Origin of the sequence: Nostoc sp. CmiVER01, assembly GCF_034531135.2 — a bacterium.
GTDB lineage: Bacteria > Cyanobacteriota > Cyanobacteriia > Cyanobacteriales > Nostocaceae > Nostoc.
In genome coordinates this window covers 20,010-41,327 of record NZ_JAVRBU020000029.1, presented here as the reverse complement: position 1 = coordinate 41,327, position 21,318 = coordinate 20,010, and the positions used below count along the sequence as shown (strand labels likewise).

General features: G+C 39.8%; 14 protein-coding genes and 1 pseudogene. 1 reads left to right on the top strand and 14 read right to left on the bottom strand.

The window, feature by feature from the left end:
* Positions 1-6: 6 nt before the first annotated feature.
* The 8 genes and pseudogenes from RMZ43_RS33325 to RMZ43_RS33290 form a co-directional block, all read right to left on the bottom strand.
* A complete protein-coding gene (locus tag RMZ43_RS33325) occupies positions 7-2,541 on the bottom strand; it encodes a beta strand repeat-containing protein (RefSeq protein ID WP_322654013.1) in 2,535 nt (844 codons plus the stop codon).
* 756 nt (positions 2,542-3,297) lie between these two features.
* The gene (gene nifJ, locus RMZ43_RS33320; RefSeq protein ID WP_322654012.1) at positions 3,298-6,999 is read right to left on the bottom strand and encodes a pyruvate:ferredoxin (flavodoxin) oxidoreductase; all 3,702 of its coding nucleotides are present in this window, start codon (positions 6,997-6,999) and stop codon (positions 3,298-3,300) included.
* A gap of 316 nt (positions 7,000-7,315) precedes the next feature.
* Positions 7,316-8,173 carry a nucleotidyltransferase domain-containing protein gene (locus RMZ43_RS33315; RefSeq protein ID WP_322650872.1) on the bottom strand — a complete coding sequence of 286 codons (858 nt, stop codon included), beginning with the start codon at positions 8,171-8,173 and terminating at the stop codon, positions 7,316-7,318.
* A gap of 26 nt (positions 8,174-8,199) precedes the next feature.
* Positions 8,200-8,952, bottom strand: a complete 753-nt coding sequence (locus RMZ43_RS33310) for a DevA family ABC transporter ATP-binding protein (protein ID WP_322654011.1) — start codon at positions 8,950-8,952, stop codon at positions 8,200-8,202.
* A gap of 61 nt (positions 8,953-9,013) precedes the next feature.
* Positions 9,014-10,180, bottom strand: coding sequence for an ABC transporter permease DevC (devC, locus tag RMZ43_RS33305; protein WP_322654010.1), 1,167 nt, complete (start codon positions 10,178-10,180; stop codon positions 9,014-9,016).
* Positions 10,181-10,194: 14 nt separating this feature from the next.
* Positions 10,195-10,530 (bottom strand): annotated as a pseudogene (locus RMZ43_RS33300) (DUF2834 domain-containing protein).
* Positions 10,531-10,585: 55 nt separating this feature from the next.
* The gene (locus RMZ43_RS33295) at positions 10,586-11,875 is read right to left on the bottom strand and encodes an ABC exporter membrane fusion protein (RefSeq protein ID WP_322654009.1); all 1,290 of its coding nucleotides are present in this window, start codon (positions 11,873-11,875) and stop codon (positions 10,586-10,588) included.
* 148 nt (positions 11,876-12,023) lie between these two features.
* Positions 12,024-12,611 (bottom strand): TetR/AcrR family transcriptional regulator, encoded by a 588-nt coding sequence (locus RMZ43_RS33290; protein ID WP_322650867.1) that lies wholly within the window; start codon positions 12,609-12,611, stop codon positions 12,024-12,026.
* Between the two features lie 245 nt (positions 12,612-12,856).
* Between RMZ43_RS33290 and RMZ43_RS33285 the strand changes: the two genes are divergently transcribed.
* The gene (locus tag RMZ43_RS33285) at positions 12,857-13,945 is read left to right on the top strand and encodes an endo-1,4-beta-xylanase (RefSeq protein WP_322654008.1); all 1,089 of its coding nucleotides are present in this window, start codon (positions 12,857-12,859) and stop codon (positions 13,943-13,945) included.
* 344 nt (positions 13,946-14,289) lie between these two features.
* Here the strand turns inward: RMZ43_RS33285 and RMZ43_RS33280 are convergent, their stop codons facing one another.
* The 6 genes from RMZ43_RS33280 to RMZ43_RS33255 all read right to left on the bottom strand — a co-directional run bounded on the left by RMZ43_RS33280 (position 14,290) and on the right by RMZ43_RS33255 (position 21,289).
* On the bottom strand, positions 14,290-15,114 hold the full coding sequence (locus tag RMZ43_RS33280; RefSeq protein WP_322654007.1) for a WecB/TagA/CpsF family glycosyltransferase: 825 nt from the start codon (positions 15,112-15,114) through the stop codon (positions 14,290-14,292).
* A 130-nt stretch (positions 15,115-15,244) separates the two neighbouring features.
* A complete protein-coding gene (locus tag RMZ43_RS33275; protein WP_322650864.1) occupies positions 15,245-16,396 on the bottom strand; it encodes a glycosyltransferase in 1,152 nt (383 codons plus the stop codon).
* 284 nt (positions 16,397-16,680) lie between these two features.
* Positions 16,681-17,568 carry a glycosyltransferase family 2 protein gene (locus RMZ43_RS33270; RefSeq protein WP_322650863.1) on the bottom strand — a complete coding sequence of 296 codons (888 nt, stop codon included), beginning with the start codon at positions 17,566-17,568 and terminating at the stop codon, positions 16,681-16,683.
* A 122-nt stretch (positions 17,569-17,690) separates the two neighbouring features.
* Complete coding sequence (locus RMZ43_RS33265) at positions 17,691-18,707, bottom strand: hypothetical protein (RefSeq protein ID WP_322654006.1); 1,017 nt, start codon at positions 18,705-18,707, stop codon at positions 17,691-17,693.
* A gap of 24 nt (positions 18,708-18,731) precedes the next feature.
* Positions 18,732-20,003, bottom strand: coding sequence for a glycosyltransferase family 4 protein (locus RMZ43_RS33260; protein WP_322654005.1), 1,272 nt, complete (start codon positions 20,001-20,003; stop codon positions 18,732-18,734).
* Between the two features lie 26 nt (positions 20,004-20,029).
* Entirely contained in the window at positions 20,030-21,289 is a 1,260-nt protein-coding gene (locus tag RMZ43_RS33255) for an O-antigen ligase family protein (protein WP_322654004.1), read from the bottom strand.
* Positions 21,290-21,318: the final 29 nt, after the last annotated feature.

The following is a 21,318-nucleotide window of genomic DNA, read 5'->3' as shown; positions in this document are numbered from 1 at the left end:
AACGAACTATGCTTGCAGGACAAAATCTGATGCTGTAAGAGTTGGCGCACCAGTTAGAGTTGCAAATAGACCACCACTGCCAAAACCAGGCGTGCAGCCATTAGGGTTGTAGAACAATTGCCCACTCACAGAATCGTAGACAATTTTTGCCGTACTAGTCGCCACAGAAGAAGTTATTTTAAAATCATTGGCGTTACTAAAACCTGTTCCCGTAGCAGAAGTAATTGCATTAAAGGTAGTCTTATCTAAGATAATCTTGTCACCTTGGGAGTGGTTAAAGTCACTAATGGTATCTACACCAACAGCAGAACTAACAAAGGGAGCATTGGTATTGTAAAAGAACTTATCAGCACCCGCATCACCGACAAGGGTATCATTACCAGCACCGCCGATGAGAATATCATTGCCAGCGCCACCTCGTAGCAAGTCATTGCCACTCAAGCCATTGATTTTGTCGTCACCCCCTTGACCGTTAATCACATCATTGGAGTTCTCAAAACCTGTGATGTTATTGTTTAAGTCATTGAGGAAAGTGATAGTATTTTTGTTGAAAATGCTAGTTTGAGTGGAATTGGCATCAATCACATCAAAGCTGTCGGTGATACTAGTTTGCCCATCAAACAAAATATTGCCAGTCGCTGGTCTTGAAGAAATTGCTGGCAGGTTATCCAGGTTTTCTAAGAGGAAGTTTTGCAGAGTTACTTTGGTGGATGCGACATTTTCAAAGGTAACTTCTAAGTTGTTGCTTTTTTGAGTGAGTTGCAGATTTTGGGCAGTTAAGCCCGAACCGATAAATTGCAGTGTATCAACATTGGCAATTACTGCTGATGATGGGTTGTAGCCCTGACCAACGCCACCAAAATCGGTGATAATGTCATTGCGATCGCTAGAGTGAAAGACAAACTTATCTTGACCACCGTTGCCTGTTAGGGTATCTTTAGCATTTAACCCATCAATGTTGTTGCTAGGTTTGCCAAAGAGGGTATCTGCACCAGGAGTTCCAGTCAGCTTACCAGGGGTGCCGCCACTGCCGATGTTCTTCCCCCCAAATACTACATAGCTTTGCCCACGAGATGCCCCAATAATCAGGTCATCAATGCCATCACCGTTGATATCCCCTCCATTGCTAACTGAGATACCTGAGTAGTCACCTCCTGTAATGCCGTTAATGATAAAGCCATTAGTGCCATTCAAATCAGCGAGGTTGAGAGTGCCGCCACTGCCCAGATTCCTCCCCCCAAACACTACATAGCTTTTCCCAACCGAATTTCCCCCTCTACTGACACCAGGTGCCCCAATAATCAGGTCGTCAATGCCATCACCGTTGATGTCCCCCGCATTGGTGACTGAGGCGCCTGAATCTTCAGCTGTTGCAATGCCGTTAATTATAAAGCCATTAGTGCCATTCAAATCAGAGGGGTTGAGGGTGCCGCCACTGCCCAGATTCCTCCCCCCAAACACTACATAGCTTTGCCCAGCCTCATTGTTGGGGTTGCCACCAGGTGCCCCAATAATCAGGTCGTCAATGCCATCACCGTTGATGTCCCCCCCATTGCTAACTGACTCACCTGAGTAGTCATGTCCTGTAATGCCGTTAATGATAAAGCCATTAGTGCCATTCAAATCAGAGGGGTTGAGGGTGCCGCCACTGCCCAGATTCCTTCCCCCAAACACTACATAGCTTTGCCCAACAAATTCTTTGTTGTTGGGGGAGGCATTTGGTGCCCCAATAATCAGGTCGTCAATGCCATCACCGTTGATGTCCCCCCCATTGCTAACTGAGAAACCTGAAGAGTCACCTGAGTAGTCACCTCCTGTAATGCCGTTAATGATAAAGCCATTAGTGCCATTCAAATCAGAGGGGTTGAGGGTGCCGCCACTGCCCAGATTCCTCCCCCCAAACACTACATAGCTTTGCCCAGCAAGTTTTTTGCCGTTGGGGGAGGCATTTGGTGCCCCAATAATCAGGTCGTCAACGCCATCACCGTTGATGTCCCCCCCATTGCTGACTGAGCGGCCTGAAAAGCCATTAATGCCGTTAATGATAAAGCCATTAGTGCCATTCAAATCAGAGGGGTTGAGGCTGCCGCTACTGCCCAGATTCCTCCCCCCAAACACTACATAGCTTTGCCCAACATGTTTTTTGCCGTTGCGGTCGGCACCAGGTGCCCCAATAATCAGGTCGTCAATGCCATCACCGTTGATGTCCCCTGCATTGCTAACTGAGAAACCTAAGCGATCATCTTTTGCAATGCCGTTAATGATAAAGCCATTAGTACCATTCAAATCAGAGGGGTTGAGGCTGCCGCCACTGCCCAAATTCTTCACCCCAAACACTACATAGCTTCGTCCAGCATAAGAGTTGCCGTTGGGGTCGGCACCCTCAAACCCAATAATCAGGTCGTCAATGCCATCACCGTTGATGTCCCCCCCATTGCTGACTGAGGTGGTGCGATTATTTTGTGAAATGCCGTTAAAGATAAAGCCATTAGTGCCATTCAAATCAGAGAGCTTAAGGAAATTGAATAATGAATTAGCCATAATCACCTCTCAGATGTAGTTATTAATATAGTTATTGACTGCGTAGTTAATATATAAACTTGCAAAAAGATAAATCAAAGGTTTATACAAAACATACCACTTTTTTATAAAGCATTTCAAAAGTAGGTACGCCCTAAACCTTTCTCCCGATATCATCCATCCCTACTGAAGAACTCGATTAACGACCCAATACCAATACTCCATAATTTTTGTAACACAGAGTTGATCTTTGGTGGTTTGATCGGTTGGTGCGATGCCTAACGGCGGGCTACGCCTACGCTAAAGTTGTTTCTTGAAATCTCGTTTCTAGGTAAAATCCGGAAATGCTTTTGGGCGAGGCGGAACCTCATAGTAGGCATTACGCGTCTTCAAGAGTTGCGTTAGTAAAACATGCTCTTGTGTTCGAGGATGACAGGCGATCGTAGACATCGCAATCCTTTTACAGGTTGTGTTAAGGAAGGAAACCCAAAGTTTACGCGTTTGTTAGCTAAAATTTGGGTTTAACACAACTTAAACCACAGCGTTAGTAACGAAAATCACGACCTTAGTAACCAAAATGATGATTTTGTGACGAAAAATCTGGTGTTTGTAACGAAAATAACGATTTTATCAACTAAAAAGGTCAATTTGTAACGAAAAATCTGGTGTTTGTAACGAAAATAACGATTTTATCAACTAAAAAGGTCAGTTTGTAACGAAAATTGCGACTTGAGTTACTCAAGTCGCAATGTTTATAACTAAAACTAGGGCTAATCTTCAGAGAATATCGCGCTTTGCCAGATATTGGTACATCTGCCAACGTGTATCTACCTCAGCTTGCGCTTGTTCTAACAAGTGCTTGGCTACGTCTGGTTTACTCTTAGTGAGCATTTTGAAGCGATTTTCTTGATACATCGAATGTTCTACAGATTGCGTAGGCGATCGCATATCCAATTGCAATGGATTTTTACCTTGTTTGAGCAATTCTGGATTATGCCGATACAGCAACCAACGACCTGATTCTACCAAAGTTTTCTGATGATTCATCCCTGTGGTCATATTAATGCCGTGGGCGATGCAGTGGCTGTAAGCAATAATTATTGATGGGCCATCATAAGCTTCTGCTTCCAGAAATGCTTTCAGGGTATGTTCATCTCTAGCACCAAGGGCTACACTTGCTACGTAAACATTTCCGTAGGTCATGGCAATCATCCCTAAATCTTTCTTCGGTGCAGGCTTACCACTGGCGGCATATTTAGCAACTGCGGCTCGTGGCGTAGCTTTGGAAGATTGACCGCCTGTATTAGAATACACTTCTGTATCCATTATTAAGATGTTCACATTTCGACCACTAGCAATTACATGATCGATACCACCAAAGTCAATATCATAAGCCCAACCATCACCGCCAACAATCCAGACGCTTTTTCTCACCAAGTAGTCTGCAAGAGATTTTAGATTTTGGATTTTAGATTTTAGATTAGAATCGAAAGTTACGATTTCATCTAACTTCTGCTGCAACAGTTCTATCCTTTCGCGCTGTTCCCAAATGTCAGCCTCAGATTTTTGTTCAGCTTTCAGGATTGACTCAATTAAATCATCAGGAATTACTGATTGGTGAATTTCCCCATTCCCGACTCCCCATTCCCCACTCCCCAATTTTTGCAAAAGTTCCGCCGCAAACTCAGCTTGTTTGTCAAGGGAGAGGCGGAAGCCAAAACCGAATTCGGCGTTATCTTCAAATAGATTATTAGACCACGCGGGGCCGCGTCCTTCGGCGTTGGTTGTCCAAGGTGTTGTGGGGAGATTGCCACCATATATTGAAGAACAACCTGTAGCATTGGCGATGACGGCGCGATCGCCAAACAATTGTGTTAATAATTTTAGATAAGGTGTTTCACCACAACCTGCACAAGCACCAGAGAATTCAAATAAAGGTTCTTGCAGTTGTTGTTGGCGAATCTGGTTTAATTTTAGCGATCGCCTGTCAGGATTAGGTAAACTCAAAAAGAAATCCCAGTTTTTCCGTTCTTGTTCTCGCAATGGCAACTGCTGTGCCATGTTAATCGCTTTCCGCGATGGCTCAGATTTATCTTTAGCAGGGCAAATATTTACACAAATAGTGCATCCTGTACAATCTTCTGGAGCAACTTGAATGGTAAATTTTTGATTGGCAAAGTCTTTATCTTTTGCGCCAGTTGACTTGAAGGTTTCTGGTGCATTAACTAACTCATTGGCTTGATAAGCCTTTGCACGGATGGCACTGTGAGGACAAACCATGACGCACTTACCACATTGAACGCAGACATCCGGCTCCCACACAGGTATTTCTTCGGCAACATTACGTTTTTCCCATTTGGCAGTACCTACGGGAAAGGTGCCATCAACAGGTAGTGTGCTAACAGGTAAGTCATCACCTTCCCAAATCATGATTTTGCCCAGAACTTCTTGCACAAATTCGGGAGTAGAGACTCGATTAATCGCTTCTGTACAAGAGTTTGGAGTAGAGACGCGATTAATCGCGTCTGTGGGGATTGTTTGGGGAATATCTACTTTATGCAAGTTGTCTAAGGTGTTGTCTACAGCTTGCAAGTTCATGCGGACAACTTCTACGCCTTTTTTACCATAGGTTTTTTCAATTGCTTGTTTGATTTTAGCGATCGCTTCTTCTTGCGGCAAGACACCTGCTAGAGCAAAGAAGCATACTTGCATAATAGTGTTAATTCTTCCACCCATGCCACTTTCGCGGGCAACTTGGCTAGCATTTATTACGTATAACTTCAAATGCTTGTCAATAATTTGCTGCTGCACCTTTAGCGGCAGATATTCCCAGACTGTATCTGCATTGTGTGGACTGTTAAGCAGCAAAGTCGCCCCAGGAATAGCAGCCTTTAAAATGTCTATGCGTTCCAGAAATCCCCAGTGATGACAACCAATAAAGTTAGCTTGGTCAATCAAGTAGGTAGAGCGAATTGGCTCTTTACCGAAGCGGAGGTGAGAAACGGTCATTGAGCCAGATTTCTTAGAATCAAAGACAAAGTAGCCTTGGGCGTAATTGTCGGTTTCTTCACCAATAATCTTAATAGAATTTTTATTAGCCCCAACAGTACCATCAGCACCTAACCCATAGAACATTGCCCGAACAACATTATCCGATTCTGTAGAGAAATTAGGGTCATAGCTCAAGGAAGTATGACTAACGTCGTCATTAATCCCAATCGTAAAGTGATTTTTTGGTTTAGCTTGGGCAAGATTATCAAAAATGCCCTTCACCATCGCCGGCGTAAATTCCTTAGAAGAAAGACCATAACGACCACCAATGATTTTAGGCAGAGGGGCAGAGGGGCGGAGGGGCAGAGGGGAAAGACTTACTAAAACTTCCCCTCTGCTCCCCTGCTCCCCTGCTCCCCTGCTCTCATCCCCCCACGCTTCATGGATAGCAGCCACAACATCTAAATACAAAGGCTCACCGGCGCTACCTGCTTCTTTGGTGCGGTCGAGAACTGCGATCGCTTGTACACTAGCTGGTAATACTGCAACAAACCTTTGGACATCAAAGGGGCGATAAAGTCGCACTTTCACTACACCAAGTTTTTCACCACGGGCGTTAAGATAATCTACTGTTTCATGGACGGTTTCACAACCTGAACCCATAAGAACGATAACGCGCGAGGCATCCTTAGCGCCGTAATATTCATAGATTTGGTAATGCCTTCCCGTGCGTTCTCCAAATTCATCCATGATGCGCTGGACAATATCTGGACAAGCGTTGTAGTAAGGGTTAGCTCCTTCCCGTCCTTGGAAGTAGACATCGGGGTTTTGGGCAGTACCACGCAATACTGGACGATCTGGGGTGAGGGCACGGCTGCGGTGGGCAAGTATTAGGTTATCGTGGATGAGCGATCGCAAATCATCATCTGAAAGCAATTTGACTTTCTGCACTTCATGGGAAGTACGGAAACCGTCAAAGAAATGCATAAACGAGACTCGCGTCTCTAAGGTAGCAGCATGGGCAATGAGAGCAAAATCTTGGCTTTCCTGCACCGAAGCGGAACACAGCAGGGCAAAACCAGTCGCACGAGCTGCCATAACGTCACTATGGTCGCCAAAAATTGATAAGGCATGAGTAGCCAAAGAACGGGCGGCAACGTGAACCACGGCGCTAGTCAGTTCACCAGCAATTTTATAGAAGTTGGGTATCATCAACAATAAACCCTGAGATGCCGTGAAGGTGGTACTCAGGGAACCTGTTTGCAATGCTCCATGTACAGCACCAGCCGCTCCCCCCTCGCTTTGCATCTGCACAACGCTAGGAATAGTACCCCAGAGGTTGGGACGACCTTCTGCTGACCAAGCATCTGCCCATTCACCCATTGCTGAAGAGGGGGTGATGGGATAAATAGCAATCACTTCATTTAATTTGTAAGCAACACGGGCAACAGCCTCATTCCCGTCAATGGTTGCAAAGGTTTTGTTCATAATATGATTTTTGTCCCCGCCTCTAAGCTGCATTATCAGAACATGTGAATATAAGAATCAGAAATAGCCAGTACTAGAAAGTAAACGTATTATCTGCATTAAAAATTTCACGGTAGGATTTACTCCGTGTTTAAAGGATATGTTGATACCTTTAGGCTCTTAAATTAACTTTCAATCAATACTGCATCTATTAATATCTCATCCGCAATACTGCATCTATTAATATGTATTAATAATGTACTCAATGACTAAAGTCTTTGATTTAAAAGACTTTTAGATAATATATTCTTTTTTGTGGGGTACAGGGACGGGAACATTACATTACTAATCGCCGATTTCCATACCATTGACTCAAATCATCCTCAATCGCCTCAAGAATTGCGATCGCCTCAGTTATTGATTTTGCATCGGCAGTTAAAAGTGCAAACGCTCGCTCAACCCGTTGTTGATAGTCCTGTGGGCAAATAGCGAACTTATTAGCAATTGCGAGTGCCCCTTTTTCATTCAACAGGTAATCTTCATTGAGCGCAAATAAAACTTGATTCATACACGCCACACTACGGAAACAACAACCTGCTGCATAAACAATATCATTGCGGGCGATTGCCTTTTTTGCGACCAACAGCGAGAAACTTATCTCCCAGGCGAAAGTATCAATAGTTGCCTGTTTCAGCCCAACTGGATAAGGCTTTGTTTTAAGCTTCAAAGCTTCTAAAACACCATTATGGTCGTAAAGTGCGTGACAAAAAGCAATTTCTCCCATATAAATCGAGGATACAAAACCATGAGGATGTCCTGGTTGATAATCAATAGTAATTTGTCCAGCATGGCAATCATCAATGACACGATTTACCTTCACCAAATCACGATAGAGAAAATCTACACCTACACCTTGAACCTGTAGCCAACCACCACCGTTAATCCACTTTCCCCATTCGCCGATCGCAGTAATCAAATTTACGCGATGGTTATCATCAAGCTCACAGGCGAGGCGATTTAGAGCAATTAAATCAGGCGGTTTTTCTGGATTGTAATAAATCCCCAAATCCACATCTGACTTTAGGGTATGGTTGCCTCGTGCCCGTGAACCACCCAATGAGACGGCTATAATTCCCTCAATTGACTGCAAATTTGAAACAATATAGTTGATGAATTGAGGTGATTCTTTATTCATAGATTTTTGCAAATTAGGAATTAGTATTACTTGCTTGTTGTGATAGAATCTACGCCATCTGTCTTCAACTGACCATCTTCCATATAAATGATGCGATCAGCAATATCGAGGATGCGGTTATCGTGGGTAACTAGCAAAATTGTACATCCTTGTTCTTTAGCTAGCTTCTGCATTATTTCTACGACATCGCGTCCAGATTTTTTGTCGAGTGCAGCAGTAGGTTCATCTGCTAAAACAATCTTAGGATGGCTAACTAAAGCACGAGCGATCGCAACCCGTTGCTTTTGCCCTCCAGATAGTTTCTCTGGGTAATAATCTATACGATCTCCTAAACCGACAGTTTCCAAAATAGCGATCGCTTTAGCATCAATATCCTGATTTAAAAAATCCTCATGCAACTCTAAAGACATCCGCACGTTTTCTCTTGCTGTCAAAAAAGTCATCAGGTTATGAGCTTGGAAAATATAGCCAATCTGGCGACGAAGTTTAGTTAATTGCAGCTTTTTAGCGCCACGAATTTCCTCCCCTAAGATTTTGAGACTACCTTCTTGAGCAGAACGCAATCCACCCATTAAGGTTAACAAGGTGGTTTTTCCCGAACCAGAGGGGCCAGTCATAATAACAATTTCCCCTGCCTTAATCTCCAAATTAATATCGAATAATACTTGTTTGCGAAGCGCACCTTCACCAAAATAGTGGTTAAGATTACTGATAGAAATCACAGATTTTAAAACAGAAAGTGTTGAGTTGGAATTTTCTGGTAAAGATTTTTGCAACATAAGATTTTATCGGGCATCGGGTATAAGGAAATAACTCTTGTAGAGACGCGATTCATCACATCTAAAAAACATCGGCAGGGTCAGCAGCTCGTAACTTCCGCATTGCGATCGCTCCAGAAACACTACACATAATCACGGTCAAAATCCAAACCTGGATCGCCCGTTCCATTTTCATAAAAATAGGAAGCATCGTCGCAGCGTAAGTGACTTGATACAATCCAAAAGAAAGGATGAATCCAGGCAGAAAACCTAAGATAGCCAATAACAATGCTTCTTGAATTAGAACTCCTAAGAGATAATTATCGGTATATCCCATTGCTTTGAGGGTGGCATATTCTGGCAAGTGGTCAGAAACATCAGAGTAAAGGATTTGGTAGACAATCACGATGCCAACAATAAACCCAACTCCAGTACCTAAACCGAAAATAAAACCAATGCCAGTACCTTGTTCCCAGTAAGTTCTCTCCACTTTGGCAAACTCTTCTGGAGTCAGGACTCTGACATCTTTAGGTAGTCCATTGACAAGTTGCGATCGCACTTTTTCTGTATCGGCATCTGGTTTAAGCGTAATCAATCCAACTTCGATGCGATCGGGTTGACGCTGTGGAAATAGCTGAAGAAAGGTCGAATCACTAGTGATCACATTACCATCGGCAGCAAAGGAAGCACCATCAGTAAACAAGCCCTTAACAAAAACCGCTTTACTATTCAGTTCCGTGTCAAATTTGCCTGTTTTCTTAAAAATATCGCCAACTGCCCCGTATTCTGGACGACCTGCCTGATCGAACAGAACTTGATACAACTGTTTAAGGTGATGCTGATTTTGTTTAATTTCAGGTGATTTGAAGGGTGATTGTGCCGGATCGACACCCCAAACCAAAATGGCACGCTCAAGACGTGTTTCAGGATTTCGCCACTGTCCAGTACTGATGTAGACAGAATTAACTGACTGAACACCTTCATAACCTAATGTTTGATATAGTCGCTCTCTGGAAAAGTTTTTTACAGAAAACAAAGTTTGAAATTGGGGACTAATTAAAACCAAATCTGCCTGTAAATTGCGATGAGGTTTCACAGCAGCATCAAAAAGCGCACTTTCAAATCCCAACTGGATAAACATCAGCATATCGGCAAAGGTAATACCTGCGACTGCAACAGCCAGACGAGTTTTTTCTTTCATTAACTGCCGCCATGCTAGCGGCGTTTTGCGAAATAGTTTAGAAAACATATAAAAAAAAACCTTTAATAACCCAGTGTTTCAGCTTGCTGTTCAAGTTGGCGCTCTCGCATCAAAAGAAATAAGGGAAGACCTAAAGAAACACCAACTAAAAGATTACAGATAACGTAAACCCAGAGATTTTGCATTTTCAAACGTGTTCCTTCCCAAAATACCAATGTCCACAAGACTAGCGATGAAACAATAACATCCATGCCAAAGAAACCAGAAATTTTGTTAGCAAAGAGTTGTTAAAAAAAGAGCTTTATATCAAGACCATGCTCTAAGATAAATGGAACAAACTGGGAGTAAGGTAGAACGAAGCCAAGTACACAAAGCAGAAGATATATGACTTTAACCATGATTGAATTCACGTTATAAAAAATGATGAAATACACGAGATAGCCAACAACAACTCTATATTTCAATTGCTGTCTGTACCTGTAAGTTCGTGAAACCTGCAACTCGTTTGCTGTCTTCAGGATTGAGGCGAATTTTCACCTCAACTACTCGGCTATCAAGGTTTTCCCCTGGCTGGTTGCTGAAAACGTTTTGTCTATTCACCTGCAAACCAATTTGGGCAACGGTTCCTCGCAGTTCACCGACAAATGCCTGACTGCTAATTACTGCCTGTTGCCCTAGTTTCAGTTTACCGATGTCGGTTTGATAAACTTCTGCCACTGCCATCATCTGGTTTGTTTGCGCTAAGTCTGCAATCCCAGAATCACTAATTTTTTCTCCGACTCGCGTATGAATTTTGATGATTTGTCCTGCCATCGGTGCTTTGATGTAAGCACCCGCCAATTCGGTTTGGGCATGTTTGAGTGTGGCGATCGCATTTTCAACTTCTGTCTTGGCTGCGGCAACATCTACAGGTCGGACTTCTGCAATACTGTTAAGTGTGGCTTTGGCTTCATTAACTTGCTTACTACCAGTGGCGTTAGTACGGGCGAGTGCTGCTTTTGCTTCGGCAAGTTGTTTGCTAGCAGTGGTGTTAATCCGGTTGAGAACTGCTTTGGCTTCGTCTACTTGCTGTTTGGCGGTTTCTACAGTCAAACCTTTGCTATCGTACAAAGAATTAGAAACTGCACCTTGAGAATAGAGCTGCTGATAACGTTGATATTCGGCTTCGGCATTTTTGAGTTCTGCCTCTAGCTTCTTAATGGTTGCCTCTTGCGCTATTCTGTCGCCTTCCCACTGTGCCTCTATGCGGAATATGGCTTCTTGTTGCGCTGTTCTGTCTCCTTGGGATTGGGCCTGGAGACGTTCAACGCTTGCCTGCTGGGCCTGAATTTCTCCTGCTTTTGCTCCTGCTTGCACTTGAGCGAGTTTAGCTTGAGCAACTCTGACTTGTTGTTGGGCTTGTAGTACAGCAGTTTGCAAGCGATCGCGAGCATCTAAAATTGCTACCACTTGTCCAGCTTTAACGCGATCGCCTTCGTTGACTAGAATTTTGGCAATGCGATCGCCATCCAATGCTAAAGGTGCAAACAAGCTAATTACCTCTGCTTCCGGTTCTAGCCGTCCTAATGCAGCTACTTTTTGAATGTTGGGCGTGGTTTCAACAGGCTCAGATTTCTCGGTTTGACCAACTGATCCAAACTGAGAAATCCCATAAGCAACAATTCCACCTGTAATAGCAGTAGCTGCAATTACTAATGTAATTAACCCTTTTTTAGAAGCTTTTTCCGACAGCTTTTGAACCATGTTTTTTACTCTCCTAAGAATTTATTTTATCTATATCAAATGAGTTGATTTATTTTCAAAAAATCAATATCAATTTATTATCTATATAGCAGATTACAACAATCATAAGATACATAGCCTAACTCTCAAAACGTCATACAACGTCCGTTTAAACTTTTATTTCTGCTGGATGTTGTGGCAAATATGCTATTAGCATTTTGCTTAACAACGCACATTGTTCAATAAAATCAATTGTTTCATTACCCCATAACTTCTCTAGAATTAAACCATCTAAAAAGCTCAAAACAAAAGAAGCCAATACTGAATCTTGAATACCCAATAAATCGCAAATCGCCTCTTGATAACGTTGATTAGTCCGCTTAAAAATGCTATTTTTTAACATTTCTTTAGAATCTTTATGTTGGCAAAAATCAATCCAAATGTAAGTCCATTTAATGAAGTAATCTTCGTTTTTCACTAAATATCTTCCTAATGCTTCCATTGATTCTTGTAGCGTTTGCGCTCCTTCTAGTTCAGCTAATGCTGTACTTAAGTCTTGCTCACAAATCTCCTCGGCCAATTGCTCAAATAGAGCTTGCTTGCTAGGAAAATAGTGGTACAACGTACCAGTAGAAACCCCTAATCCCTCGGCAATTTGGCGCATAGTGATGGAACCATAGCCTTTTTGGGCAAATAAATCAAAGCACTTGTCGAGCAGTTCTTTACGGTATTGCTCATGGTCAACAATCTTAGGCATGATTCAGCTTATTTATATCGAATGCTCGTTATATATTAATGTAACATCTTTATTGCTGATATATAAAAGCATAGTTGATTTCAATTAAATAGATGAGTGTGGGAGTCATAACTAAACAAACAAAAGTATAAAAACTTATTTTATAATAGAATAATCTATGTGTTTTTAGCTAAGTACAATATATGCCTTATCGGAGAAAGTTTTTAACAAGAGCAGGATATACTACTCTTTCTGCGCTATTAACTATGGGGTTTTTACAAAAAGATAAGCAAAAAGAAGAATATAGTGCAAAAGAACTAGTACTCAATTATACAGCTAAAAGCTACCCCCTTCGGGAATTAGCTGCTGCAAAAGGAAAACGTTATGGCGCAGCAATTTCTAGTGATATTTTGCTAAAAGATAAGGATTACGCTAACCTGATTGCTCGTGAATGTTCGATTGTGACACCGAATGGTGAATTAAAATGGGACGCCACTGAACCACAGCCAGGACAATTTACCTTTGAATCAGCAGATGCGATCGCTGATTTCTGCCAAAAACATAATATAGACATGCATGGGCATACCCTTTTCTGGCACATGGGAAAACCAGACTGGGCAACATACCCCCCCACTCTTAAAATGATCGAACGACATGTTAAGGGAGTCATGGGGCATTATCGCAATAGCAAGGTTTTAAAGTCTTGGGATATTGCCAATGAAATTATCGCTGATAATGAGCAGGATACTGATAACCCCACCTACGGTTTGCGTAAAGGAGTAAAACCAGAATTAATTAGAGACTTATTTTTAATTGCTGCATCAGTTGATAACAGCAAAAAATTTTACCTAAACGATTTCGGCATCGAAGGTGCTACATGGAAATCAGACCGCTTCTTAAAAATGGTCGAATATTTAAAGAATAGTGGCGTTAAAATTGACGGGGCAGGTATCCAATCGCATCTATGGTTTTCTACTGCATATAGTTTTGACGAAAAAGGATTTAAGTCCGTTTTAAAACGGCTTAATGATCTTGAAGTTAAACCAATAATTACAGAATTAGATATTATTATTGATGCCCCACTACCCGATAGTATCAAAAAGCTAGACCAGATGGTAGCTGACAGTTACAAACGATATCTTGACCTCTGCTTTGCGGCTAAAGTTGATACTGTAATTACATGGGGGCTTACCGACCGTCATAGCTGGATACGTAATCCCGATTGGATGCCAAGAAGAACTTTTAGGGACAATCCAAATCTCTGGAAATTTCTGCGTCCGCTTCCCTTCGATGAAAACTTGCAACCTAAATCTGCACGCAATGCTATTGCCCAAGCTTTTGAGCAAGCAACTTAGGCTTACTCCACCCAGACGTAAATAGTAGACATATAGGACTAATGTTTGATTTCTGAAAAAGCTCAGTACAAATTAAAAGCCTAATTCCCTATTCCCTACTCCCTACTCCCCACTCCCCGCCCACGGAGATAATTTCAAAAATCAAATACGATTCCTATAGGAGTGAAAATGAATGTAGAGACATTGCCATGCAAGGTCTCTACAAGGGATTCAGGTAACGCATAATAATTTCTAGAGATGTCTAGTGCATTTAACTATTATTTCAAGCGAAGTATCTGGCGAGATACTTCGCTATTTACTAACACGAGATTTGAATCAGTCGTACTCACTAATTAATGGATCAATCATGCTAGGAACTTAGGAAATTTTGTACTGAGAAATACCAGGATTCTATTCTTTTTTTGTTGACTAGGCATACTCAAAATTTCTTGTAAAAATAATGTGGCTAGAAACCAAGGCTCAAGTAAATAACGTCTCCAAAGTCTTTTAGGTTCAGACAATAAGCGATACAACCATTCCAAGCCCATCTTTCCCATCCAGCGAGGAGGAGTAGGTATTGCTCCTGCTACATAGTCAATACAGGCTCCACTAGTCAAAATAGTATTAGTATGAATATGTTCAAGATTTTCATAAATCCAACGTTCTTGGCGTGGCATACCCATCCCCACCATCAATACATGAGGTTTGTAAGCATTAATTGCAGCCAGAGTAGCAAGATTTTCTTGACTATCTTTATTCATGTCAATATAGCCATGAGCGCAAGCAATCTGTAACCCAGGAAATCTGCGGCACAAAATACTTGCTCCTTTTTCAGCGACTCCCGGCTTTGAACCTAAATAAAATACACGCCAACCTTTCTCAGCTGCTTCCGCCATCAAAGGCCATACCCAGTCAGCATAGGTTACTCTTTGTTCTCGTTTCATAGGAAAACCTAATAGCTTTCCAATAAACAATAAAGGCATACCATCAATATGCGTATATTTTGCCTTAGCATAAAAAGCTTGCATTTTTGGATCATTATGGAAGAGATAAAGACTATGCATATTGTGATTAGCAATAATCCATTTTTTGTTATTCTCAATAGATTCTTCAATCAACAAATTTAACTCTGGGATAGAGAGTGCATCTACTTGAACACCAAGAAGTTTATAAGAAAATCGATTTTTCATGATTTAATTTTTATTTTGGAGGTATGAAAGGTTAGCTCACAACCAAGGTGAGATTTAAAAACTAGTTTTTAGTAGATTTACAAAATAAATATACTAATGATTCTTAGCTAAATATGTTTGATCAAGAAAGCTAAGAAGGACTGTAATTAAGGAGAATTTGTGCGATATTCTGCGCTCTTGCACTCCAAGAATATTTTTCTGTAATTAAGGTATATGCACTATCTACAAGTGATTGATATATATCAATATTTAAAGCTGCATCCAGCACTGTATTAGCAACCTCTTCAGTAGAATATCCTGTTACTAAAAGATGTTCTAAGTGGCGAAATTCTTCTAAGCCTCGCAAGCCTTCTGGTGTTGATACAACTAACTTTCTACTTGCGAAATAATCTAATGCTTTATTGCGAGCGCCACCTGCTACTGCTTGTTTTGAGAATGGCAATAAAGCAATATCTGCATATTTAACATGATTAACAAAGGCCTCCCTTTTAGGTAAAAAACCTAAAAAACTAATATTAGAAGGTATTGGTTTTGAAATATCATTGCTATCTCTACCAATAACAACAAAGTGTAGTTTTTGTTGATGGTCTTCAAGATATTTAGCAACCTCAACAGTCATTAATACAGACATATCATTGCTTGGAAATTGAAATGTCTTAGGAGCAATAAGAAGCACTATTTTTGCTGGTCTGAATGCTTGATAGGGGTCTGCATCCAAAAATAATTCAGTATTCAATAAGTCTTCAGTTACACCGTTCCCAATACTATAAATCTGCTGTGGAGTTCTCCCATACCACTGAGAAATTAATTTAGGGATTGCATCACCTGCGGCAATAATTGGAATACTAGAGAATATCAAAATTCCCTGAGCAATGTATGTCTTGATACATTGTACAAATTCTTTGAAAGGATTGGCAACTGAAAACAAACGCATCCAGTACTCGTATGCTGAGAATGTATGAAAATCTAATACAAGACAAGGCTTATAGCCTTTTTTAAGTTTCAGCGAAATTAAAGCAGCTAATCCAGGTAATGTTTCTTGAGCATAAATAATATCTGGACAAAACTCATCAATGCACTTTTCTATAGCTTGAATATATGACTTCAGATTTCTTGACCCAATTGAAATAGAAGGTGCATATTTAACAGATGAACAGTCTAATCCTATTTGAAAAACATCAAAATATTTCGTCAAATATTGTCCTAGATAAAAAGGTCTAGTAAAAGCACCAAATGGTTGACCCGAATCGAGTGTTGAGACAATTAGTAAGCGTTTACCCATAATGATATTGCTGATTATTCTAATATTTAATAAGTGGTGGGAGTTTCATTTCACAGCAAGATAGGCAGCAGGTTTTATGTCCTTATCTGCGGAACGTTAGGCTGAGGAACCGTCGGTATTAAATTCCCATTAAAAAACGTAGTTGCAAAAGCGTTGCTGGTGGGCAAAGCCCATTGCGAATTGGTTTAATAACTTTATCTTTGAAGCGAAATTCGTCAATTCATTGAGATGATTATGAACTATGCAAATCTTCTTGCAGAAGAACTTGAGTGCAAGTATGAAGCTTATGAGTTAGTTTGGTTAATATCCTCAGAAAATGTGGGAGAAGTTGCCAAACTCTTGTAACCAATAATTGCTCTGATATAGGGTAAAAACCAGTAAAATACCCAGAATGATCCACAATGTCTGCTACAAAATATAGTCCAAGATTTCAATGGAAATGCTTTAATTTGTAACACCTTTTTCAAGCGCTCTAATATAGTTAAGTTGGTATCTACCCAACTATTTCGGATAGAATTTTTAGTACAAGTACCAAAATATCCAGGAGCTATCCATATTTGACAACCCAATTTACCTGCTCTGAGAGCATAATCTAAATCTCCAAAGGTGTGAACAAAAGCTGTATCAACATTACCAACTTTTGCGACAACAGTTTTAGGGATTAACACACAGTTACCATACATAGCATCGCATTTTTGGATAACTGAACTTGGTTTTAAAAATTCAAACTTATTAGAATACCATTTTTTAGATTTTACTGCTCCTCCATACGTCGCTCTTCCTGTTATTGGGTCTTTAGTTGAACCAACTACAATTGAGTCTAAATAACCTTGTTCAGTCAAATTTTGATGAGTCTGTAATAATCTATTAACAGCATTAGCTTCCAGAAATGTGTCATCATTCAACCACAGATAATAATCATATTGATTTTTTATCGCCTCACTAAAGGCAAGATGCATTCCTCCTACCCAGAATAAATTGCCATTACCCTGAAGAATGTGTACCTCTGGATATTTTGCTTTAATAGCTTGTGCAGTGCCATCAGAGCTACCATCATCAGTTAAATAAACATCACAATCATTTGTTTGCTCATATAAAGCACGTAGACAGGCAAGAGTTGTATTACGCCTGTTGTGGCAGGTCATAACTACAGCTAATTTTGCTTTTTTCATGTCATTACCTCATCCAATTTTATGAAAATATTTAACGCGAATCGTAAACTTATGCGTAAGTTTCAGATAGTTTTATTTATCTTCTAAGCAAAAAAGCTTATTTTCAGTTTTTCCCATTAGCTTTAAAGTTTGGCCATCTTTTCTATCCAGCCACTCAGATTAATATCTAAATTAAAGCTTTGTAATTTTTGTTCCATTCTTCTGACTACCAACATATATCGATGCAAAACTGATACACGAGGCATATTAAGCCTAATAACCTGTTGACACAACCATTGATATTTATTTGAATTGTTATTAAGCTTTTTCAATTTTTTGATTTGTGCATTCCAATCGCTGTAAAAGAATAAGTTGAAATAATGGATCGATGTAATATCATCCCAATCTTTAATTTGTAGTTCTTTTGACAAACGGTTATGTAAAGGTAATGGATAACTATAATTAGGAGGAAGATGTTCGACTGTTTCTTCTAAAGCACATAAAGTTACAGACAAAACAGACTGCTCAACAAAGTAAATACCCTGAGGAGGAGTAATATCCAGCCGCATTACTTTTTCAAAATTCTTTTTCCAAGCTGTAAATATACCTGCACTTCTTCTAACAACAATTAAACCAGAATTCCAATAGGCTCTGATTCTTTTATTACCAATTGGTGTCTCAACAAATACCTCACGCTTTACCTCTAGAATTTCATATAGTTTTTGCCAGTACCATTCTTGAGGATCTTGTAGTCCTGTAGAACCAATCCCTTGACCATACTCAGGGCGCATTCTTACGTTACAATTTTCTGGCAATAAAAATTTTTTTGGTTCACAGAAAAAGCATTTATCACTGTCTAAAAAAACTAATATTTCTGCATCAATATTTTGTTCTGCATAGGCACAAACTAAAGGTTTATTAGCTAAATAATATTCATGAAACTCTTGATTTATAGGAAACTGTTGATGAATCACCTGCAACCTTTCAAAGGCCTGTTGGGTTTGCTTTGATATAGGTTCACCTACTCTAGGATGAAAACTATATATAGGTGTACTTTTTAATTCGCCGCAGAAGTTACGGATACTTTCTGCAAGCATCAAAGATTGAGCTTCTAAACGACCAGGCTCTGTACAAATTATAAAAGCTATAGGTATTGGCATACTATGAAGTATTTGTTTACTAAGTTAATTTCTGAATGAAGATTTATTTGCACTCATTAATATTTCTTGAAACAAAGCTGAATAACGAAGTGCTTGAAGTTCCAGAGTGAATTCTTGTCGCGCTTTTTCACGAGCATAAAATGACAGCTTTTGTAGCCTCTGTTCATCTTCAAGCACCCAGGTAATTCCTTTGGCAAAATCTTCAACTTCATAAGGTTTAGCTAAATAGCCGTTTTGCTGATGATCAACAATATCTTTTAAACCAGTAGAATTAAATGCCACAACTGGAGTGCCACAACTGAATGATTCAGAAGCTGCCTGCCCAAAAGATTCTTGAAGAGACGGTACAAGCATCACATCAGCAGCTGAGTAAACAGTTGCTAAAGATATATCATCATGTAAGTGTCCTAAATAGTGTGTTTTGCAGCCTAAATCAGGTGGATTTTGAGGTTGAGATGCGCCAAAAACTACTACTTCTACGTTATCCTTCCAGCCAGATTTACTCAATTCTTGTAGAGCTGGCTGTAATAAATGAAATCCTTTATTTCTATCACTTGTTGCTTCTATCGCTCCAAAGAGAATTAGCTTCTTATCTTGAGGTAACCTAAGTATTTCTCGTGCAAAATGTTTATTAATAGGTCGATATTTTTGAATATCTAGCCCGTGGGGAATTACCTCGATTCGCACATCTTGGAATAAAGAACTGGAATGAGCGCACTGTGCTAACCAAGAGCTTGGTGAAACCAGAGTTAAATTAAGATTTTTCCAGGCTTTTACTTTGCGCTGCCATGCCCAACGGGATAAATCCCATTCATTACCACTGTTGAGTTGAGGACAAGCTCCACAGGATACTTTGTAGCGATCGCATTCTCCAGTAACGTGACACCCTCCAGTAAACCCCCACATATCATGGAGAGTCCAAACTAGAGGACGCTTCAGTTTAGGGAATGTCTCTATTTGCATAAAAGCTGCGCTAATCCAATGTAAATTTATTATGTCTGGATTAATCTGAGCAATTTTAGGAATAATTCTATCTGGCAACCATTGAATGAAAAATGGAGTATTTTTCTTTTGACGATAAACCTTTAACGGTAGACTTTCAAATGTCAACTTTGCTTTAGCAATGCCTTGAAATAATCTGTTTTTAGGTGCAATTACTGTTTTATCATTACTAGATTTTTCCTGAACTAGCATTTGTGATTGTAGTCCTATATCTTGCAAACCTGTGTGCAGACGATATGCAGCTCTTGCTGCACCCCCATCGATATCATGGGTACTAAGATGTAAAACTTTCATTTTTATTAGCTTCGTAATTACTAAAATTATTTCTGACTGCTATAAAAGCTATCCATATAGCTCTGATAATAATTTCGCTGATAATCAAGAGTCAAAGAGAACGAAGTTGTAATATACATCAACCAATTCCAACTGGGAGTTAATAATCTTGCTTCAGAAAAATTAATGATGACTATGAGAATTAGCATCTGCATTGGCCAATAATCTTCCGGTTTTTTAGCTACATAAATAATTCGAGTCATAGCCATCACAAAAAAGCGGATAAACCCGGCGATAAAAGTCAAAAAACCTAATAATCCTAATTCTAATAAGAGTTCTAAAAAGCCGTTGTGAGCATTACTTGCCCATTCATAAGTAGCTCTCAGATTAGATGCAGCATTACTAGTCCAAAATGCAGAGTATCCATAACCTAGCCAAGGTCTTTCCAAAATTTTAGATATCACTAGCTCCCAGAGATCAGAGCGTCCATTGAAGGTAAGGTCTTTACCAGAAGTACCAACTAGAGTTTCGGCGTTATTGACAAGCAATGTCGAAAAGATAATCAATAACATTAAAGCAGAAGTAATCATAATAACTTGTAATTTATAATTAGTTTTTTTAAAAAATTTGTAAAAAGGTAAAAGCAATATCATTGTTAATAAGATGGCTAAAGATGTTGTTGAACGTGAGAGGATAATTAGACATATAGATATCCCACATAATGACCACATCAACCAGCGATATCGATGGCTACTAAGAGCAAGGTGTAAAAAAACTCCTGCACTCCAAGCCATCATGTATCCTAATTCATTTTTATGACCATAAATTCCGCTCCACATATTTAGTAACTCAGGTGATTTGTGACTATATTCTGGTAAGAATGCAGAAAACAGCATAGATAATAGTGCAGCTGTACCAAGTGCCCAAGCTATTAACCTCATTTGTTCCCTTAGGGAATAACGCATTGCTAAATAGACTGCAAGAAAATATATTCGGATTAAACCTCTCATATAAGTAAGACTAGAACTTAAGTCTTCTGACCACAAAAGAGAAAATATAATTATTGCAAGTAAAAAAAACTGTAATGGGCTTTTAGTAGCTACATACAAAAAACCTTTCCAGTATAAAAGTAGGAAATAAAATAGAATTAAATATGAAACTATATTGAAAATAGTATCTAGCTTGTCACCACCAAGGGTAGATATAGAAATTTCTTGTGCAGGGTGTATTGTTAATGCCCCTACAACAATGAGTAATAAGAAAATAGTTAATATTCTTTCTGTTGGTTTTACTTTAATTTCTAACATTTGTTTTGTTTATAAGGTTGCTAAATTTA

Bases quoted from the DNA above. Each gene is read 5' to 3' on its own strand.
- RMZ43_RS33325 (WP_322654013.1), bottom strand. From the start codon at position 2,541: ATGGCTAATTCATTATTCAATTTCCTTAAGCTCTCTGATTTGAATGGC.
- nifJ (WP_322654012.1), bottom strand. From the start codon at position 6,999: ATGAACAAAACCTTTGCAACCATTGACGGGAATGAGGCTGTTGCCCGT.
- RMZ43_RS33315 (WP_322650872.1), bottom strand. From the start codon at position 8,173: ATGAATAAAGAATCACCTCAATTCATCAACTATATTGTTTCAAATTTG.
- RMZ43_RS33310 (WP_322654011.1), bottom strand. From the start codon at position 8,952: ATGTTGCAAAAATCTTTACCAGAAAATTCCAACTCAACACTTTCTGTT.
- devC (WP_322654010.1), bottom strand. From the start codon at position 10,180: ATGTTTTCTAAACTATTTCGCAAAACGCCGCTAGCATGGCGGCAGTTA.
- RMZ43_RS33295 (WP_322654009.1), bottom strand. From the start codon at position 11,875: ATGGTTCAAAAGCTGTCGGAAAAAGCTTCTAAAAAAGGGTTAATTACA.
- RMZ43_RS33290 (WP_322650867.1), bottom strand. From the start codon at position 12,611: ATGCCTAAGATTGTTGACCATGAGCAATACCGTAAAGAACTGCTCGAC.
- RMZ43_RS33285 (WP_322654008.1), top strand. From the start codon at position 12,857: ATGGGGTTTTTACAAAAAGATAAGCAAAAAGAAGAATATAGTGCAAAA.
- RMZ43_RS33280 (WP_322654007.1), bottom strand. From the start codon at position 15,114: ATGAAAAATCGATTTTCTTATAAACTTCTTGGTGTTCAAGTAGATGCA.
- RMZ43_RS33275 (WP_322650864.1), bottom strand. From the start codon at position 16,396: ATGGGTAAACGCTTACTAATTGTCTCAACACTCGATTCGGGTCAACCA.
- RMZ43_RS33270 (WP_322650863.1), bottom strand. From the start codon at position 17,568: ATGAAAAAAGCAAAATTAGCTGTAGTTATGACCTGCCACAACAGGCGT.
- RMZ43_RS33265 (WP_322654006.1), bottom strand. From the start codon at position 18,707: ATGCCAATACCTATAGCTTTTATAATTTGTACAGAGCCTGGTCGTTTA.
- RMZ43_RS33260 (WP_322654005.1), bottom strand. From the start codon at position 20,003: ATGAAAGTTTTACATCTTAGTACCCATGATATCGATGGGGGTGCAGCA.
- RMZ43_RS33255 (WP_322654004.1), bottom strand. From the start codon at position 21,289: ATGTTAGAAATTAAAGTAAAACCAACAGAAAGAATATTAACTATTTTC.